This window comes from Mucilaginibacter sp. P4_C11, from assembly GCF_056402115.1.
The window spans coordinates 70845-88133 of the sequence record NZ_JBFUIA010000019.1 but is presented as its reverse complement, the minus strand read 5'-3'; the positions used below and the strand labels follow the sequence as shown (position 1 = coordinate 88133).

General features: G+C 44.6%; 18 protein-coding genes. 6 read left to right on the top strand and 12 right to left on the bottom strand.

Going from position 1 to position 17289, the window contains the following annotated elements:
• The first annotated feature begins 686 nt into the window (after positions 1–686).
• The gene (locus AC1DU2_RS18255; RefSeq protein WP_477385809.1) at positions 687–1268 is read left to right on the top strand and encodes a hypothetical protein; all 582 of its coding nucleotides are present in this window, start codon (positions 687–689) and stop codon (positions 1266–1268) included.
• Positions 1252–1965, top strand: coding sequence for a hypothetical protein (locus AC1DU2_RS18250; protein ID WP_477385807.1), 714 nt, complete (start codon positions 1252–1254; stop codon positions 1963–1965). Before AC1DU2_RS18255 ends, AC1DU2_RS18250 begins: the two co-directional genes overlap by 17 nt.
• Before the next feature lie 588 nt (positions 1966–2553).
• Here AC1DU2_RS18250 and AC1DU2_RS18245 read toward each other — a convergent pair.
• From AC1DU2_RS18245 to AC1DU2_RS18220, 6 genes are all read right to left on the bottom strand, one after another.
• Entirely contained in the window at positions 2554–2958 is a 405-nt protein-coding gene (locus tag AC1DU2_RS18245) for a HEAT repeat domain-containing protein (protein ID WP_477385805.1), read from the bottom strand.
• On the bottom strand, positions 2955–3809 hold the full coding sequence (locus tag AC1DU2_RS18240) for a glycosyltransferase (RefSeq protein ID WP_477385803.1): 855 nt from the start codon (positions 3807–3809) through the stop codon (positions 2955–2957). Before AC1DU2_RS18240 ends, AC1DU2_RS18245 begins: the two co-directional genes overlap by 4 nt.
• 9 nt (positions 3810–3818) lie before the next feature.
• On the bottom strand, positions 3819–4961 hold the full coding sequence (locus AC1DU2_RS18235) for a hypothetical protein (RefSeq protein ID WP_477385801.1): 1143 nt from the start codon (positions 4959–4961) through the stop codon (positions 3819–3821).
• Positions 4933–5598, bottom strand: coding sequence for a DapH/DapD/GlmU-related protein (locus AC1DU2_RS18230; protein WP_477385799.1), 666 nt, complete (start codon positions 5596–5598; stop codon positions 4933–4935). The genes AC1DU2_RS18235 and AC1DU2_RS18230 overlap by 29 nt, the downstream gene beginning before the upstream one ends.
• On the bottom strand, positions 5573–6382 hold the full coding sequence (locus AC1DU2_RS18225; protein WP_477385797.1) for an alpha/beta hydrolase: 810 nt from the start codon (positions 6380–6382) through the stop codon (positions 5573–5575). Before AC1DU2_RS18225 ends, AC1DU2_RS18230 begins: the two co-directional genes overlap by 26 nt.
• A 220-nt stretch (positions 6383–6602) precedes the next feature.
• Complete coding sequence (locus tag AC1DU2_RS18220; RefSeq protein WP_477385795.1) at positions 6603–7511, bottom strand: ArdC family protein; 909 nt, start codon at positions 7509–7511, stop codon at positions 6603–6605.
• Between the two features lie 187 nt (positions 7512–7698).
• Between AC1DU2_RS18220 and AC1DU2_RS18215 the strand changes: the two genes are divergently transcribed.
• Positions 7699–8727, top strand: coding sequence for a ComEC/Rec2 family competence protein (locus AC1DU2_RS18215; protein WP_477385793.1), 1029 nt, complete (start codon positions 7699–7701; stop codon positions 8725–8727).
• Here AC1DU2_RS18215 and AC1DU2_RS18210 read toward each other — a convergent pair.
• Genes AC1DU2_RS18210 through AC1DU2_RS18200 form a run of 3 tightly spaced genes read right to left on the bottom strand, consistent with a single transcriptional unit; the run spans position 8720 to position 11168 of the window.
• Entirely contained in the window at positions 8720–9409 is a 690-nt protein-coding gene (locus tag AC1DU2_RS18210; protein ID WP_477385791.1) for a hypothetical protein, read from the bottom strand. The two genes, AC1DU2_RS18215 and AC1DU2_RS18210, sit on opposite strands and share 8 nt — an antisense overlap.
• Positions 9410–9427: 18 nt before the next feature.
• Positions 9428–10099 carry an SEC-C metal-binding domain-containing protein gene (locus tag AC1DU2_RS18205; RefSeq protein WP_477385789.1) on the bottom strand — a complete coding sequence of 224 codons (672 nt, stop codon included), beginning with the start codon at positions 10097–10099 and terminating at the stop codon, positions 9428–9430.
• Positions 10077–11168, bottom strand: a complete 1092-nt coding sequence (locus AC1DU2_RS18200) for a ComEC/Rec2 family competence protein (RefSeq protein WP_477385787.1) — start codon at positions 11166–11168, stop codon at positions 10077–10079. The genes AC1DU2_RS18205 and AC1DU2_RS18200 overlap by 23 nt, the downstream gene beginning before the upstream one ends.
• A 423-nt stretch (positions 11169–11591) precedes the next feature.
• Between AC1DU2_RS18200 and AC1DU2_RS18195 the strand changes: the two genes are divergently transcribed.
• A complete protein-coding gene (locus AC1DU2_RS18195; protein WP_477385786.1) occupies positions 11592–11957 on the top strand; it encodes a helix-turn-helix transcriptional regulator in 366 nt (121 codons plus the stop codon).
• Positions 11944–12510, top strand: coding sequence for an ImmA/IrrE family metallo-endopeptidase (locus AC1DU2_RS18190; RefSeq protein WP_477385784.1), 567 nt, complete (start codon positions 11944–11946; stop codon positions 12508–12510). Before AC1DU2_RS18195 ends, AC1DU2_RS18190 begins: the two co-directional genes overlap by 14 nt.
• An 8-nt stretch (positions 12511–12518) precedes the next feature.
• Here the strand turns inward: AC1DU2_RS18190 and AC1DU2_RS18185 are convergent, their stop codons facing one another.
• The gene (locus tag AC1DU2_RS18185; protein WP_477385782.1) at positions 12519–13730 is read right to left on the bottom strand and encodes a type IV secretory system conjugative DNA transfer family protein; all 1212 of its coding nucleotides are present in this window, start codon (positions 13728–13730) and stop codon (positions 12519–12521) included.
• Positions 13731–14358: 628 nt separating this feature from the next.
• Between AC1DU2_RS18185 and AC1DU2_RS18180 the strand changes: the two genes are divergently transcribed.
• A complete protein-coding gene (locus AC1DU2_RS18180) occupies positions 14359–14895 on the top strand; it encodes a hypothetical protein (RefSeq protein ID WP_477385780.1) in 537 nt (178 codons plus the stop codon).
• 313 nt (positions 14896–15208) lie between these two features.
• Here the strand turns inward: AC1DU2_RS18180 and AC1DU2_RS18175 are convergent, their stop codons facing one another.
• Positions 15209–15478 (bottom strand): hypothetical protein, encoded by a 270-nt coding sequence (locus tag AC1DU2_RS18175; RefSeq protein WP_477385778.1) that lies wholly within the window; start codon positions 15476–15478, stop codon positions 15209–15211.
• 952 nt (positions 15479–16430) lie between these two features.
• Positions 16431–16784, bottom strand: coding sequence for a hypothetical protein (locus tag AC1DU2_RS18170; RefSeq protein WP_477385776.1), 354 nt, complete (start codon positions 16782–16784; stop codon positions 16431–16433).
• Positions 16785–17289 lie beyond the last annotated feature (505 nt).

Here is a 17289-nt window from a genome sequence, read left to right as displayed (position 1 = left end):
CTGCTTATAAAGAACATGAATTTATGAAAGAATTGCATAGGTTTATATACTTCCATAAATAAAATTCAATTCTAATCCTAACAAGAAGGATATCCACGCGTAGTATAACTGCGAATTACACGGCCCTCGGCCTAAAATGCGCCAGCCCTCCCCGTTTGCCCCCGCTTTCGTTATATGATATTTCCAAAAAACAAAAAGAGAAAAAGAAATCTTGGTTTCCGGCGCCGGCAAGCCGGGCAAGAAGCAACGGAATAAATGGGCGGCGCGGCTGACTGCGGGTTTATGCCGGAATTTCTTGCGGGGCTTTTGGGGTGGGTCGCGAAAGCCGGATAGCTTTGATGTTTTTTCTATTTATTTGAGTGCAAAGAAACAAAGCACGCGGATGATGTAAGTTATTTAACTGTCGTTAAAGTTGCACAATCGTCTATTTTTCAGGATATTGTACTTGTAAATGCCAAACTCGCTCCATACCTTTAGTGATACTTAAATCGGCAAGCGCTAAGCATGCTACAACCAACACTTATGAGAGCTATCTTCTTGATAGCGATAAGGAGGGCACTGTTTAGGAACTAGTAAAGAGTTGTAAAAAGGCATGCTGCGCACATCGCTGTCTTTCCAATTTAGAGATTTAATTATTGAAGAGAACAAGTTAGGCTTATCACAAAATGAATCGGATAAAAAAGATTTTGATCACCATACACTGGATTGGCCTATTTTCGAGCATTGTACTTTATGGAATATTAAAAAGCATATCAAGTAAGGACGACAAAATAATCAGTGCTCTCTCTAGTGTCTTTTTGTCTGTATCCATTATTTGGGCCTGCCTGGCGTTCATCGCAGCTTTGATGTTTGGCGACGAAGACAGGTTGATGGAAAAGATGTCCTCCGGATATCGGCGGATGCTTGATAGCCTACCCCTCCTTTTTGTGTTTAATATACTCTCGCTATCCGTAACTGGGTACTTCGCCTATATAATACTCTTTTATCAAAATGTTGAATTCTACGCAAAAAAGAGAGCCGAGATATTCCTAAATGACGAACCGCGAGAGGTCTATCAAGTAGGCTTCGTGGAGCCCGATGAAATAACCTCTTACCGTTTAAGGGTAGGCAGAAGGCAGTTGCTTTACAAGTTCTTGGACGAACCCGATAGTTCGGCCGTACTGCCAATTGACGTGGGCTTTGCCTGGCAAAATGACAAAACGCTGCGGATAACCTTAAAACCCACACACGCTTATGACACCCTACACACCGATGAGGAAAAACCTTAGATTCTTTCTGTGGCTGCTAATTTTATTATGCAAGCAGGCATTTGCACAAAACCAAGAACTATCATTAAAATGGGGCGTTGAGGATAGCCCACTTTTTCATGAAACCAAGGCTACTTCCAGGCAGAACCACGCATCGGTTCCCCCCGCCGGACCGCATGAAAAGCTTTATCGCTACGTAACGATAACCCCTGCATACAAAAAGGCTTCGTCTCCAATTTGGACCAAGCATGACAGCCTATGGAAAGAATTTGTAAAAAGTAAACCGACGGCCCGCACTCCGCAGCTCTACATGGATTACGCGAAAAAGAATTATCCGTATATAGTCGCTTCAGCAAACCTTCTTGCGCCCCAACTTCATTTCAATTTCATGGGAAAGTCGAATAAGGTGTATATACTTCAATCTATAAGTGTGAAAACAAAGGCATTTGAGGAATATAGTGGAGGCGGCTTTGTGAACGAAGAAGCGTGGTACGATATTGTTCTGAACCATCATCACGGCACCAAAGAATATACCGTCAACAATCAACTGAGATTCACTGCTAGTGGAACTGCCACACTAAGATTTTTTTCGGACAACTTCATTCAAACTGCCGGAATGGCGCCTATGGGGTGCTACATGTTAACAATTACATTCAACTTTCTTTCCGACGGAAAGATTATTTCGGTCGCTACTGAGCCGTTTAAAATTGATGTATAGATCCCTGCCTGGGGCGGATGACGATTAATGCCTATCTGCCCTCAACTGAATATGTTACAAGCAATCGGTGGCATGGAGCTGCACCGCAGCTCCAACCGAGAAATTGGTAGCGCTCAGGAAATAAAGCCAGCTTGACCATGCGAGCCGCCGAAAGGCAACGAAGAGTAACGCAGTTGCCCTGCGAGTTGAGCAAACGGTCTGCCCAGGGGGAGCTGTCAGGCGTGTGGGCAGTATGTCTTACACGAGCAATGGAGGTCAGTGTTTGACGAGCGCGAGGGGCTAATGCGGTGACAGTCCAACGCGACCTCCTTTGTGAAGCCGTTTGCGATGCGCAGGCGAGCCTACACGAGGAAAGCGGTTGCCAGTGCATATCCCTGAACGCGAGTGACGGGGTATGCACTGGCAAAGGGAGCTTTCATGATGAGCGACCTTAATCCGGCAAGAATAATGACAGGTTCAGCATTCGCGGGAGCGAATAGAGCTGATCGGCACAGATCCGTGCCTGAAAGGCTTGTACCTGTGCCGATGAAAACCTGGCGTTACTTTTTGCGGATTTTGAGAGCGAAGAATACCTTATTTCCTGAAGCTCTATATCGGATTTCTACCCAAACTGATTATCACTGTATCTTTTATATCTTGGTTTTCGCAAGTATACATTTCTTGCAAAAAATCAATAGCGACATTTGACTTGAAGTGCCCAAACGCTTCAATAATTTCGTGAATCAGAACAATTGATTTTTCGCTTTTCACAACGTTTATTAACCTCTTGGCTATAATATCTTCAAAACATGAAAGGAACTTTATATGGGTGCCGATAATAAATGCGGCTTCATGGCGGATAACCGAATTGGTTTCCTGCTCAATAATATTGCATAAAAAGTCGCGTACAGTCTCAGGTGTGTAATTAAAAATTTCCTCTGCAAAGCCTTCCAAGAAGATCATTTTTTCATGCTCTTTTTTTAAAAAAGAAAAATCATTTAAACGGTTAATCATTTTAATATTGTTTTTGCATCAAACCAATTCATCCAGCCAAATTTTTTATGATAATATTCATAGCAATCTATTTCTGATGATTCAATAATTGTAACATTTCCAAATCGACAGGCGGTAATTTCTGAATTTACAGTTTGCATTAAACGGAGCATGGATTGTTCGTAACCGCGTTTTACTGATATCCAATTAGTGGCGCAAATGCCATTCGGATTTATTCTATAGTAATATCCAACCTTATCTATGAATGTAATTTCTGCTCTCTCGACTGATTGCGTAAATCGAATTAATATATCTTGATCTTCGCCGCAAAAAAGAGTTTCATCATAGTTGCCATATTTTTCAAAAAGTATGGCACTGGCGACCAAACCATGGTAATAAAAGTCAAACCAAAAAAAGGGGCATAGTGCGGTGTTTCCATATAAATGAAAATTGTCTTTAAAAAAGCCTAACCTTCTATGTTCTCGTTTAGTGTTGTTAAAATACTCGACCTCGTAGCAAAATAATTTAAATTTCGAATTTTTATCTAAGCTGTTCAAAAGATCGTCCGGCAGTAAGTCATCTGAATCTAATATAATTATGAATTGTCCTGTCGCTTTTTTTAGTCCTTGGTTCCGAGCCTTAGATAGTCCTGAATTTGTATTTAATTTAATTAACCTAACGTCAAGGTTGGCAGTTGGGATAAATTCATTTAATAGGGTTTGGTAACCATCTGAGTAATTATCATCTGAGTAGTCATCGACTATTATCCATTCAACCTGATGACTTCCTTTCAGACTGAATACTGACTGAACACACTCGTTGAATAATATTAAATCCTGGTTATAAATACAGGTTATAATTGATGCAAACATGTAAGAGCCTTACTTTAAAGTGAAATCGTCTTTTATGAGAGTTGGCATTGTTTTACCAGAAACTATGTTTATAGGAAAAATCAAACCTATTTCATCGTCTGGCTTCTGATTGTCTAAAATTTTATGGTTATAAATCGCTGTTGGGTTAAGTGCAAATGATTTTACAGCGCCTAATACACCTAAGGTATGTATTCCCTGTAAGAAGAATACTTTTTTTAAAGCATTAAAAGGGTTAATGAATTTACCGAAGTACGCAAAATCTTTCGTTAATAAATTTTTGTTATTTACGATAGCCTCATATCTTTTGTCACTGTACACCAAAGCACTGTCATCGTAACTAATGGGAATTTTCAAATTGTCTAAAAATATTCTAGCAACCTCATTATTTAAACACTCGGAGGTGCCTGGCCCTCCTATTAAAATTATATCTTCTTCATAAAAACTAGGTTGAAAATGTTCGGTCGAAAAAATCTTGATGTCACTCAGTGGATATAATTTGGAAAGCATAACACATAATTCGAGTATTGAATCCTTATCACACAAATTATCTAGATAAATATGGTCGGGATGCTCAAATGAACGAAAGACCGATTCCGTTTCACTTGAAGCCGTTACTATGTTAATACTTATAGGAATTTCCTTCTTTCCAAAATTCCAAGTATTCCTTGCTACATTTAAAATGTCATCATCTAATAGGGTGATACTTTTGGCAGCGTCCACAATTCGCTGGGATATCCGACCTGTTATTTCTTTTATATCATCATAGTAAAGCAAATGAATTGCTTTTATGTCACTTGGCACCTCAAAGTCCCGAATTGACTTTTTATTCTTTAGTAAGATGATCTCGTTTTGGTAAGCCTTTGCCAATCCCAACTCAAAGAAAACATTTGGATTATTATCTGTTATATCAATTATGCAAATTTTACTTTCTTTAATTCTATTTTCTATCTCAAAGAGAAGAACCGAACCAAAATCCTTTAAATAAAAATCGGGTTTAACTTTTATTTTATTCTTAAGTCGCATAGTGTCACTGCTCGCTATCTCGCACGCGTCTTCTATGACACTAATGATGTCGGACCTGTGATAATAATCGTCACCTCTAAATGAGTAAGCAAAAAATAAGTTAATTTCTTTCGTTAGCGAAAAATTCATTTGTTTTTAATGATCCTTTCCATTCGTCTTTGGTATATAGATTTCCCTTGTATAAAATGTTATTTTCAGGAACAGAATCCCTTACTACTTCCCCTGCGGCCACGTAAGAATTTCGACCAATCTTAATTGGACCGATGATTAAAGCATTCGCACCAATAACCACATCGTCTTCGATAATTGGTGAAGGCTCTGTTGTTTCGTCCCAGTTACTTTTCGGAGAATTGAACTTGTGTGCAATTCTGCCAAAATGAAACACATTGTTTCCAATAACAACATTATCAGAACAATTACCAGCAATTGTACAACCAGAGCCTATTTGTACATTATTGTGAATTCGACAACCATATATTAATCTAGATCCAGCACCAATGGAGCTTTTTGCTCCGATCCTACAATATGGCTCTATCACGACATTTTCAAAAATCTGAGCGCCTTCATATATTATAACATGTGATCCTATGGATACGTTGTGACAAATTAGTGTTTTCGGAAGAGGCACTAAATCCTCGATATCTTCTATATAATTTGGAGCCCCCAAAACGGCGTATGGATGAATTATGACCCCTTTCTGAATCAGAACATTCTCATATAAATAATATGGTTTTAATAAATTAATTAATACTCTTCGTAATTTCATCAATCCATTCAATTGTATTTGTTATCACTAGTTCTCTGAATTTTCTGTTAACTTCCGATGATGCTCTTTCGTCTGTGGGAGAAACGAAACCGTGATCTGCACCCTCAATTTTTACCAACCTACCCATTCTGTTTTCGTTAAATCTAGATTCCGATTCAGCAATTGAAACCACCGAATCATCTGTTCCATGAATGAAAAGAATCTTAGTTTTAATATCTTGCAATGACTGAGATGGGTTAAAACATAATATCTCGTTTAGCATAGGTCTGCCAATTTTGAAGTCATTTCGCATTAAATATTTCTTTTTTCGAAGGATTTTTGAGGCCGTTTTTGAAATAGCACCATCCACCCAAAATGCATCGTTTTTAATCCATGGAGTATAGTCGAGCCTTGGATTAAATAGGATTATAGACTGGATTAATGGCTGAAGTTTATGCGAAGCGTACACAGCTAATCCTCCCGAAAAACTCGAGGCAATAACTATCACATTTTTTGCGTGAGATAGCTGAATTAGGGTTTGGATGCCTGAAAATATATCATTAATACAACCACTTAATGTCAACTCTTCTTGTTTCCCCTCACTGTCTCCATGCGCTCTTAAATCAATTGAAAATGACCCGATTTTTTTCTCCTGCAATCTATTGCAAATATCCTTGTATAACCCGTCCTCTTTTCTATTAGCAGTAATACCGTGCACTAAAAAAACCACTACTGATGATTCGCCCGAGTAAAAGTCGCCAACAAGATCAGTGCCGTCTATACTGTTGAATTTAATTTTTTTCATATAACAACGTTTAATCAATAATAGAATGATTTATTAAAGCAATTGCAGTATACACTAAAAAGAAAATATATAATTGATTGTATAACAAATGTAAAATATTATTTCATAATATGCTCATTTTCAAAATTATAAAATATTAATAATAAGTTAATTGTGATGTTGTTGATTTATACAAAATTAATTTATTATTTATTGTTGATATTAAAAATTAAAAGACCCATCACTGGGTCTCTGTTTGTTCCGATACCTCCTCGTCTTCCCGCTTGGCGTGCTGCACGTTGAGGATAAAGTCCGTAGCCCGCTGCGCGTGGCCGCTGGCAATCACGATCAGCCGCTTGTCGCTCTTCAGCGCTTTCAGCCAGTCGCTTATGTAGGCGGCGCTGTTCTCGAACTCCCGGTCTATCATCCCGGCCACCGAGTTAAGATAGCAGGCACCGATCTCGGCGATAAGTTCCTCCATGCTATAGGCTTGGGTGCCGAACTCGGTTGGTTCCGTGATGCCCTTGCGCCGCAATCTGCAACTATGCCCGGTGCTGTGCACCAGCTCATGGAAAAGCGTGCAGTAATAGGCCCCTATGGAAGAGAAGTTCCCCTGCTTTGGCATGTTGATCTGGTCTTTCAGCGGATCATAGTATGCTTGCTGCTTTCCGTGCTTGATGGTAGGACACTGCGGCATGGCTTCTATGATAGCCTCGCACGTGTTAAGCGGCGAGACGGAATGCATCGGAGAAGGGGTGTCGACGATTTCCGGCAGGCCGTCGCACTGGGCGACGTTGAACACGTAGTAGTAGCGGAGCACGGACTTCCTGGTGACTACCGTGCCCTCTTTTCCGTGCTCCTCCTCCGACTGCATGCGCTTCCAGAAGACCGCCAGATGTCCGCGCTCTCCCTTTCTCACACTGCCGCCGCGCTCCTGGAGCTGGTTGAAGGTGAGGAAGTAGTTCTGGGCGTAGCCGGCTGAGCCCAGCATCCAGGCGTTGATGCCGGTGTAGTGGCGCTTCGTGACTAGGTTCTGCGGGTGGCCGGCCACTGTCCACGGCTTTTTCCACGGGACGGTGCCCTGTTCCAGTTGCTGGATGATGCGGTCGGTGACGGCCTGGTAGACGTCGAAGTTGTTGTTTCTGTTCATGGCGTACTGTTTTTAAGTTCAAGGAATTTTCCTTGAGTGTATGCCAGGAGAATCGTAAGTGTAAGGGGGGCTTAGTTAGCGGTCGCGCTTGTTGAAAGAAACCAATGCATATTAATGAGTATTTATAATCAGCTAATTCCAGAACTATTCCCTATATTTAGTTAAATTTTGACCTTATCAAATTCATATGTCGGTAATTCATTTTTTAAACGTGCTTGAGGGGGACTGCAATATAATCCAGCACGACTCTGGCCGGGTATCTGTTATAGATATTAGCAACGCATACAACGATTACAATACGCCCGCCGAAATTGCCGTACAGGAATCATTGACGCGAAGCGAGATGAAAAAAAGGACTGGTGTTCCTTTTGGGAAAAAGAACTATCACCAAAAGTCCCAGCCCGACAACCCGATTCAATACCTGACTAAAAAAAACATCAGCGAGATCTTTAGGTTCATAATTACTCATCCTGACATGGATCACCTGGATGGCATCAAGGATCTATACGCTACCCTGGCCGTCTACAATACGTGGGACACCGATAATGACAAGTTTATAGATGTGAATAATTTTTTCGCCGGCTACAACAAGGAAGACTGGGAATTTTACCTGGAAATTCGAGGAGGACAGTACGCCTCCAGCAAAAGGCTTACAAATTTCGACTACAGCAACAGCCCGTACTGGCCCGATGACAATCTTAAGGTACTATGTCCGACCGAAGCACTAGTGGCACAAGCAAACAGAAACAAGAGTTACCATGATCTGTCATATGTTTTGCTATTCACGCCACCGAAAAGTGGCGGTGGCCGCTGGAAGATTTTATTCGCGGGTGACAGCGAGGACAATTCCTGGGATTACATCTTGGAGCACTACAAGGATGACGTAGCCGACATAGACGTGCTCTTTGCCCCACATCACGGTAGGGATTCGGGGAGAAACTTCGACTTCCTCAAAACTCTAAAGCCCACCGTTACACTTCTTGGCAACGCGAGTTCGTCCTACCTGGCATATTCCAAATACCCCGAAATCCGCATAACGAATAACCAGGCGGGATATGTGGTATTGGACGTAAACGAAAATCGCATCCAAATACTGGTAAAAAACGAGGATTTCGCCAAGGACTTCTGCAAGAATCCAAAAAGAGGTTTCGACCCGCCAGTATTCAACACGGCGCATGAAGCCTGGCCCATTGGCCAGCTAAACGCCGTTAGCTAACGCTTAGGAATTGCTCAAACAGAACCTTTTGATACATGTTGCCGTAGGTACTTATAATCCACTTACTCAACAGCACGGGTAGAAGGTACACGCCGAACAGCACATAGCCTTCCACTGTAAGCGCTTCGTTTGCAGAGTAGTTGCCGAACAAGATAATGCCAATGGAAAAAAGGATCGCCGGAATGCATCCGCCAAGCATGTTGCGCATGAATCCGAATTCGATGTTGTGCTGCAATAACATCTTGTTTTCTCTTAGGTTGTTTCGAATCTGCGAGACACTGAACGCGGCGCGCTTGCGGGCGTCGAGTTCGTTTGCCTCCTCCTCCACCAACTCCATAAGGCGAATGTCATACTTGTCATAGAGCTTGTTTCGAATCTGAGCCTTTATAGACGCCTCCACGTGTGTGTCCTTTAGCAGAAGCCGAGTGGTAGTCGGCATGTAAAGCTCGTCCTTAAAATACAGCTTTTGAAATACTTCTTTGGAAACAATTCGGTTTATCTGTATGAAGAGAAAAACCAGCGCGGCAGTAATGCTGAACGACGTGAGGTGCGGAAGGATCGCGAGCACGTCCTCCAGCTTTGGGCCGTAAAACTTGAGTATCACCTCATTAACGAGAACGAAGAGCGGTATGGAGGTAAGCACTGTCGGAAACAAGCGCGCCTGCAAGTAGTATTTGTTCATATTTTAATTTTAAGTAGTTTAACCTTTTTCGTATACAAACTTTTTCATGTTTGCCGCGTGCGTTTCCAGCGTAGCGACGGGGATGGCGCCCAGTTTGCCAGCCTGAGCCTGATGGCAGTTCTTGAACTTCTTTCCCGACCCACAAAGACATCTTTCATTGCGGTGCGGCAACGACTTGCTGATATGGGCATCCAGTATCGCTATCGCTGTTCGAGGAGCATCGGTCTGCAGAATTTCCTGATACGATTCAATTGTACCCTCTATACCATGACTGAACTCGGCCAGCTTGTCGGCAGGTTGCTCAAGAGAATAGGTTCGCCATGCCAGGTTGGGAAGCAGCACTTTTTCGATGAACGAGCACGTGTCCATGCCCCGGTGCGTATCAATCGCTTCGCCCGGCTCTGAGTTGAGGCACAGCGTGCCGTCTCCGTTGATGTGCATGGAACTCCTCTGCCGCTGGAACTTTCCTCCGGTTTCGTAGACCTTGGGGTACGCTCGGGGAAAGTTGTCCGTATAAAGCATCTTCACCTGATATGACTCAACGACTTCCCCATCGGGACCCGTAAGGTCAATCTCACCCTCCAGGACATCTTCGCCGACAGCGGAGATGCGTGGCGACAGTTTGGGATACCGCGCCAGCGCCGATGCGGTATCCCTCTGTCTGTACTTACCGTTTCCAGGGCCTTGCATTGGTCGCGTAGCTTTTTAGGATCTCGGCCCTGTTGGCGGACTCGCTGGTCTTCTTTTTATCATCGGCAACTGGCTCGCCTTGTCCGTAGGCCTCTATGAGCTTGAGGTCTTCAGCTATAGTCACGTTACCGTCCGCGGCAATGTCGACAACTATGCAGTACGGTTTGTCGCCGAGGTGGTAAATGTTGTCGGCATCAAAGTACTCCTCGTAAATCTCCATGGCATCGTCATGTGGGTGGTCGTGCGGGCTGTCCTTCTGCTTCGGTGCGCTGACGATAAGGTGTTCCGCGTCGATATACTCAAGGTGTTTAGTGTACGGGGTCTCGTCGTCCTTGCCGTTCTTGAACGCGGTCCTTGAGCCGTGGTGGCTGGCGGTTGTCACTACTGCCTTTAGGGCGTCCTTGTGGTACTTCGTTATGTGCTTCTCCCAGGCGTCCTTGTTCGCATCGCCGGTAAACAGTATGGACTTGCCACCGTAGGTGAACTTGAATACCCCGCACTGCTCGTGTATACGGTTCCGCCTGGTTCGCTCGTCTTCGCCGTCGATCTCGTCGCACACGTATTCCGCAGGAGCGAATACCTGGTAGTCTATCAGGCCAAGCTTCTTTTCGGTATCCTCGTCTTCGGTGTTCCGGACCTGGTTTAGGGAATTCGTTCCCTTGAGGTGGTACTCGTTCGACTTTCCGACCTTCTTAAGCACATAGAGCAGTTCCTCGTAGCTTGCCTTGTCCCCGCCGGTCAGAGTGTGGTTACTGTGCCACACCTCGGCAATTCCGATTTCGTCGTAGATTTCCTTGATGCCCCCTGTGTGGTCCTTGTGGGGATGCGTGTTGATGTAGGTTGACAGGTCTTTCCCGTCGAGCAGGTCCCTGAGCATGCTCACGAGGTTAACCTCGTTTTCTTCCTTGTCCAGATCGGCGTCTATGAGCGCGTACTGGTAGTCGTCGGCGCCCTCCCCGGTTGGGATGGCGAGGATTGTTGAATCGCCCTGGCCCGTATACAGAAATACGGCGCGCAGCATTTTTGGTACAGAAGGCTTTATGACCTCCTGCGCGGTGTTTTTTGACATTGTTTTCTAAGTTAATTTCGTTAATTGCGGCCAATGCCGCGTTAAATCCTGCTAAATAGTCCCGTTTGTGTCCTGTTTCGCCGACATTGAATTAGGAAATTCCAGAAAAGTTGTAAAAAATATACTGCCAGGTATTGGATAATCCGATTGAGTAGTTATTTTTGAAGTGTCGAATTTCAAAAGAACGTGGCAGCTGGCGAGACTGGTTGCTCAACTTATTTCCAGTACCAGGCGCAAGTCTGGTATTTTTTTGTGCTTATTAAAAGCAAATATAAAAAATAAATTTCCGAAAAATAAAATTTGCAAAATTTATTTTTTGGTTCTGTTTGTGACACAAACAGCTTACTGTAACATTAGCAATATATTTAGCGTAAAAGCGTTTTGTATTGCAAACAATTAATTATATTTGAGTAACTATCACAAATGTACACGGAACAAGACGAGAAGAAGTTTTATCAGCAGGTTGGGGAGCTGATAAAGTCGAGCAGGATAAGGTCCGAGAAAAGCCATGAGAACGTCGCAAGCTACGTAGGATTGAGTAGAGCCTCCATTATCAATATCGAGAACGGGAGGCAGAAGATATTGTTGCACACGTTGCTAGATGTGGCAGACTTTTTGGGCATCAAGGTAACCGAGCTGATACCTGCTAAGCAGGGCGCGGCGAGCGAGATCAATAATGACGTTAAATCGAAAATAAATAAGAGGATAGGGTCTGAATCGCAAGTAATCAAGATGGAGGGGTTCATAAACCTGTCCTCTTCAAAAAACCAAACCGATGAATCCAAATAGGACAACGTTTGAGGCCATTGAGCAGTTCGTCATGAACCTTCTGACGAAGCACCAAATTAGCTCGCCGGGAATCCCGGTTCAGGAATTGGCCGAACGGGAGGGGCTGACCTTGATCTCCTATGACTTCGGTGAGAACATTTCCGGCGTACTGCTAATCAAGGACATGAGGTGCACCATTGGCTATTCAACAAGGGACTCAAAGGTGCGCAGGCGCTTTACCATCGCTCACGAGTTAGGACACTACTTTCTTCACTGGATCCATGCGGAAAACAAAAAGAGCGACGACATATTCGTCGACAAGGACTTTATCGTAAAGTTTAGAAACAACGAATACGACTATAGCGAAGCGGAGATTCGGCAGGAGCAGGAAGCCAACGCGTTCGCCGCGGCGCTGCTTATGCCCTCGTTTCTGATTCAGTCGGAATTCGCGACGGGCGAATACTGGAACCTGGCGGAAACGGAAGTGATCGCAAAGCTGGCCAAGGCATTTGACGTCAGCGTGCCGGCAATGACGTATCGATTGTCTAATCTGAACTATTCGTCGTCGGTTTAACGGCTATATCATGTAAGGTTGATTTCCTTTGACTCCTGGCTTGACGACTTTGCAATTTCTGCGCTAAACGGCCTGCTCCCAATCCCGTCAATCAGCAGGCGAATGTAAAAGCAAAACCGCGACAGATTGGTAAAGTCATCCATCTTGAAGACCGGGTAGAATTCCTCAGCCATGACCTTCGCATCGCGCGCACCCAGACGGAAGCAGATCACCGTTCCCGCGTTTCCTAGCACCGCGCCCAGGACGTCCTCGGCCAGCTGATCCATGTACTGATGCGAGAGGAACAATCCCACCCTGTACTTGCGGATTTCTGAGAGCATCTCGGCAAGGGAACCCGTTATGAAGGAGTGGCACTCGTCGACGAACACCATGAACGGTCTGCGGTCATCCTCGGCCATTCTTGCCCTGCGCATCGCGACGGTCTGGATGCCGGTGCAGATGAGACTGCCCAGCATGCGGGTGGCGTCCTCGCCTATGACACCCTTCGAGAGGTTGCAGACCAGTATCTTGCCGTCGTTCATTATCCTTTCGATGGAGATTCCTTCCTGCTGCCCCACCACGTCCCGCAGCACCGCGTTCGCGCTGAACGCGCCGGCCTTGTTGAGGATCGGCATGATGGCCTCCGCCCGGAGAGACGGCGGGTACTTTTCGAACTCGTTGAGCCAGAATGATCGTATTGCCGCGTTGTCAGCATAGTGCAGCACCATGTTTCTGAACTGGTGGTCGAGAAGGAGCGGCTGGATGTCGAGCAGCGTGGCCACCGGGTATTCCAGGAGCGTGAGGATCGAGTACCGCAGGATGTATTCCAGGCGCGGACCCCAGGAATCCGCCCATATTTTCTTGAACGCCAGCACTATCTCGGATGCAACCAGGTGCCGCTCTTCCGCCGGGACGCCACGAAGCGGGTTGAAGCCCATGCGGTGCTCTGCGTTCGTCGGGTCGAAGTATACGATGTCCCTTTTTCGGTGCTCCGGAACCTGCGCCAAAAGCGCGTGGCACGCGTCGCCATGCGGCTCGATGAGCGCCACGCCGTATCCCTTGCGCACGTCGTCAACCGCCATCTTGAGCAGCAGCGTCGTCTTGCCGCTTCCGGTCTTCCCCAGCGCGTAGACGTGTGAGAACCGGTCATGCAGTCTGATGCCGAACGGTTTGCGCTCGTTTCGGAAGTCGGTGCAGCCGATGGGAGTGCATGGTTTTGAGTGGTCGTTGGAGGGATTCACAACTTCATATTATTCTAACGGTCAGCCCGATGGAAGATAGGATGCGTTGGGAACTTGCGTATGGAATAGAGAATTCATCTTTCCCCCAAAAAAAGCTGCTTTCGACTTAAATCCCCCACATATGACACAAAAATTACAATTTATAATCATTATAAATAAGTCATTTTAGAGCCTATAGGATCAACTATCAGCAAATACATACGTATATATTACAAATGTGCAAAAATGCGTTAAAATGCATTAAAATGCGTAATGGCTCATTCGCAGGTAAGAATATTTACATTTTCTTGTGTTAGTAATATTTACGGCTCAAAGCCAACCGTTTAGCAGGCTTTCTTAACATTTTGAATTAATATTTATTTATTATGTTTGTATCGAACTCTCAAGATTTACACAAACTATATCTTAATTTAATTGTCTCATAGTTAACTTAATGGTATTTAAAAATGCGACACATGGGATACTTTGATAGGCCATTAGCCCCGAGGCGAGCTGACCACAATACGTACAACCACACTCCTGTTAAACCCGGCAAACTGTCGCTGATAACTAAGTCCAACTTGGTGCGGGTTACTGTTGAAGAAATTAACGCCATCAGGCCTTCCGCATATAAATATCTTCTTCCTTAGTGTTTGAGAATTACTACAGGTTTTGCAAGGTAGGGGTCGATAAAGCACACAACAAGAAATACCTTCAGGAGGTTATAACTTACAGTTTCCGTTCAGGCAATTACTACCTCGTTGAGGTCGAAAGATACAGGTATGACATCTATATCATCAAGTACTACCTCAAAAAGAACAAAAGCAACCCGCTTCGTTTTAACCTTTTAACTCACGAGCACAAGTGCGCCAAAGTGCTGTCGACATGCATAAGAATCATGCTTTCGATTTATAAAAGCAACCCGTCTGCCAGCTTCGGCTTCTTGGGCGCGCACATAGTAAAAACTGATGCAAGTTTCGTGGAGGAAAAGAAGCTGACCAAGAGGTTCCGGGTTTACCGAACCGCCGTTGTGCGCTTATTTGGCATTGAGACTTTTACGCACCACAGGGATTTTGACCACAGCACCTACCTTATGATTAACAACAAAAACAAGGACATAGAGTTGGTAAAGGAAAAGGCCAGAAAGATGTTTGATGATCTCTTTCCGGAGCTTGGAGATGCATAGTTAAGAACTATGGGACTATTTAGCTTATTTGTGGCTTCGTCGGCGGCCAGACAACGGGCAGTGCAAACTCTCTGATGAGAAGTGGCCACACTGATGCGTATTCCCCGGTGTTGGATTAGAAAAAATAAGACTAAGACGCTCGTTATAGAGACCTGGAACGAGCCAACAACTAACGCAAAGCGTATAACCCTTCAGAACCTTCCATGCACCGTGCTTCTTAAAAATTGAATAATTTGTGAATTTACCAACTAATATTCCTGCAAGGCCAGATAAGTAATAACACTAAAAGCACCGATTCTATCAATACAGTCAATCATAGGCTATCTTTTTTCTTTGATTGCTCTAAAATTAACTCTTCGAAATCATCTTTTAATTTATAAAAGTTATAGGCTAGCGCCTTAAAAGCTTTAACCGCAGCTATGTCTCCGGTGATTTCCTCATCTGCTATCCTTTCATTAAACGCCTTCAAATGAGATTTAATTTTATAATAGTTAGCCAATGCGTTTTTACCAATAATACAATCCGCCAGTAAATTAGAGTATTCCGCAATGATGGCCTGCATATTATCCTCTTTATCTTCCATGTTGCAATTTATGAATTAAACAGGCATAGTGAAAATTTGAGCGGCCGTCATCAGGGAGACCGGGAATAGGCCCAGAAACAGCGCGCTTTTTCGTATTGGCATATCGATATACGGCTGCCTTTCCTGAATTGCTCGCTGAATGCCTGCCTAAAGAGAAAGTTGATAAACGTCTTTTTTCTCGCATCCTTTGCCTCGAACAAAATAATGGGGTTTGGCGGCTCCATAAAAACGCCGCGCTTCGCAGCGGGCAATGCGCGAGGAGATCTCGAGCACGACCATATACCTGTCTGCTACGGTGGAGCATTTACGGGGGGCAGATCGGAAAGCATCCGTTAAATTAATTTTGATTGGGTGAATAATGCCCAACAGCGACAGGGGGGGGCACTTGCCGTCATAGGCAACCGCTATAGGCTTTGCCGAGCCGTGGCTATTGCATCGCAAACTTATGCATTCCGCGGAAAAACAGGAAGTTAGCGGAAAATAAATTGCGCAAAGGTTAATTGAAAATAAAAAGCAGAAACGCGGAAATAAGTGAGTATTTTGCATTCAAGAGCCTCAAAATGAAGGCTAAAGGGAACCTGGATGATTCTGACGGCATCCAGGGCCCTTTAAAGCTTGCGCACCGCGAGGGTGCATAAAAGAATTGCAGCAACACTTTATGGGAGAAGCTAACAATCCAGTCGTTTGGCACTAAGTTAGTCACCCAGATTAACATGGCAACTCCTTAATTGTCATAGTTGCGTCATTTTTTAGAGCTTCCAGAGTTTCCGTCAATTTAAAGCGTGGCTGGCCAGCAAGCCATGCGAGACAGCTTAGAACCATTAAAAATGAAACCCCATTAATACAAGAAAAAAAACCCGAGGCGCGAGGCGCCAAGGGCTTGATAATCAACAAATTCGATTCGCATTACATTGGGTGTCGATGGGTCGACACCCAAGCGAATACAAACTTATTAAGACACGATATCATGTATTTCACTCATAATCAAGCACTTGCGACTCCGTGCTCCGCGTGCTTTTTCAGCCATCGATTGCGTTTTTTTAACAGCCAGCCGGCTTGGCGGGCCACCTATAACGATGAGACCAGTATACTCGACGTAGAAAGGGACAGACGGCTCATGCGCTTTTTCTTTAGTCGGACGAATCATGCAGGCGTCAAAGGCGGTTTGCACGAGGCAACAAGGGAGATAGCGGCCAAGAAAAACGGCGGCACTCAGTGGACTGACTTGCTGCGCGTAATGCCGCCCCTGCTCGCGAGGCATGGCATAGATAGTAAACTCGTCGCATATTACCCCTACGGCTTTCATGGCGAGATAGACTTAGAAAGCTGCACCCGTAGACTTCAATGGCTGACCCATCTCAATCTCAATGGCTCTACGCTTCCGATACTCTATGCGGCGTGCGCTGTCTGTGGGCTATATTGAAACGGTCTAAAAAAGTCGCATCCACTTCGGAGCGGCTTTTTTATTTTCTCCTGACAAGCTAGTGTTATACCGGCAGCAATTTTAGTGTATGATACGGAAGAGGCACCCGCCTCGTTTATCAGTACCAATTTTAATCAGCGGCAGCGCCCGAGCGGCTGGAAAACAGGCCCCAAGAAACCCACTCGGAAACCTTCCGTTTTCCGAAAATACCCTTTTAATGCAACGATATTTTCCCCAAAGGGCCACCGTCTGCAACTCTTAAGGAGACGGTCGTGGGTTCGAATCCCTCTGAGCGCACAAAAAGCCTTATGAAACAAGGCTATATCGGGAAAAGCGTAACGGAAAAACCGCTGCAAACGGGTACATCCTCCGGGGATCGGGCCGTCGG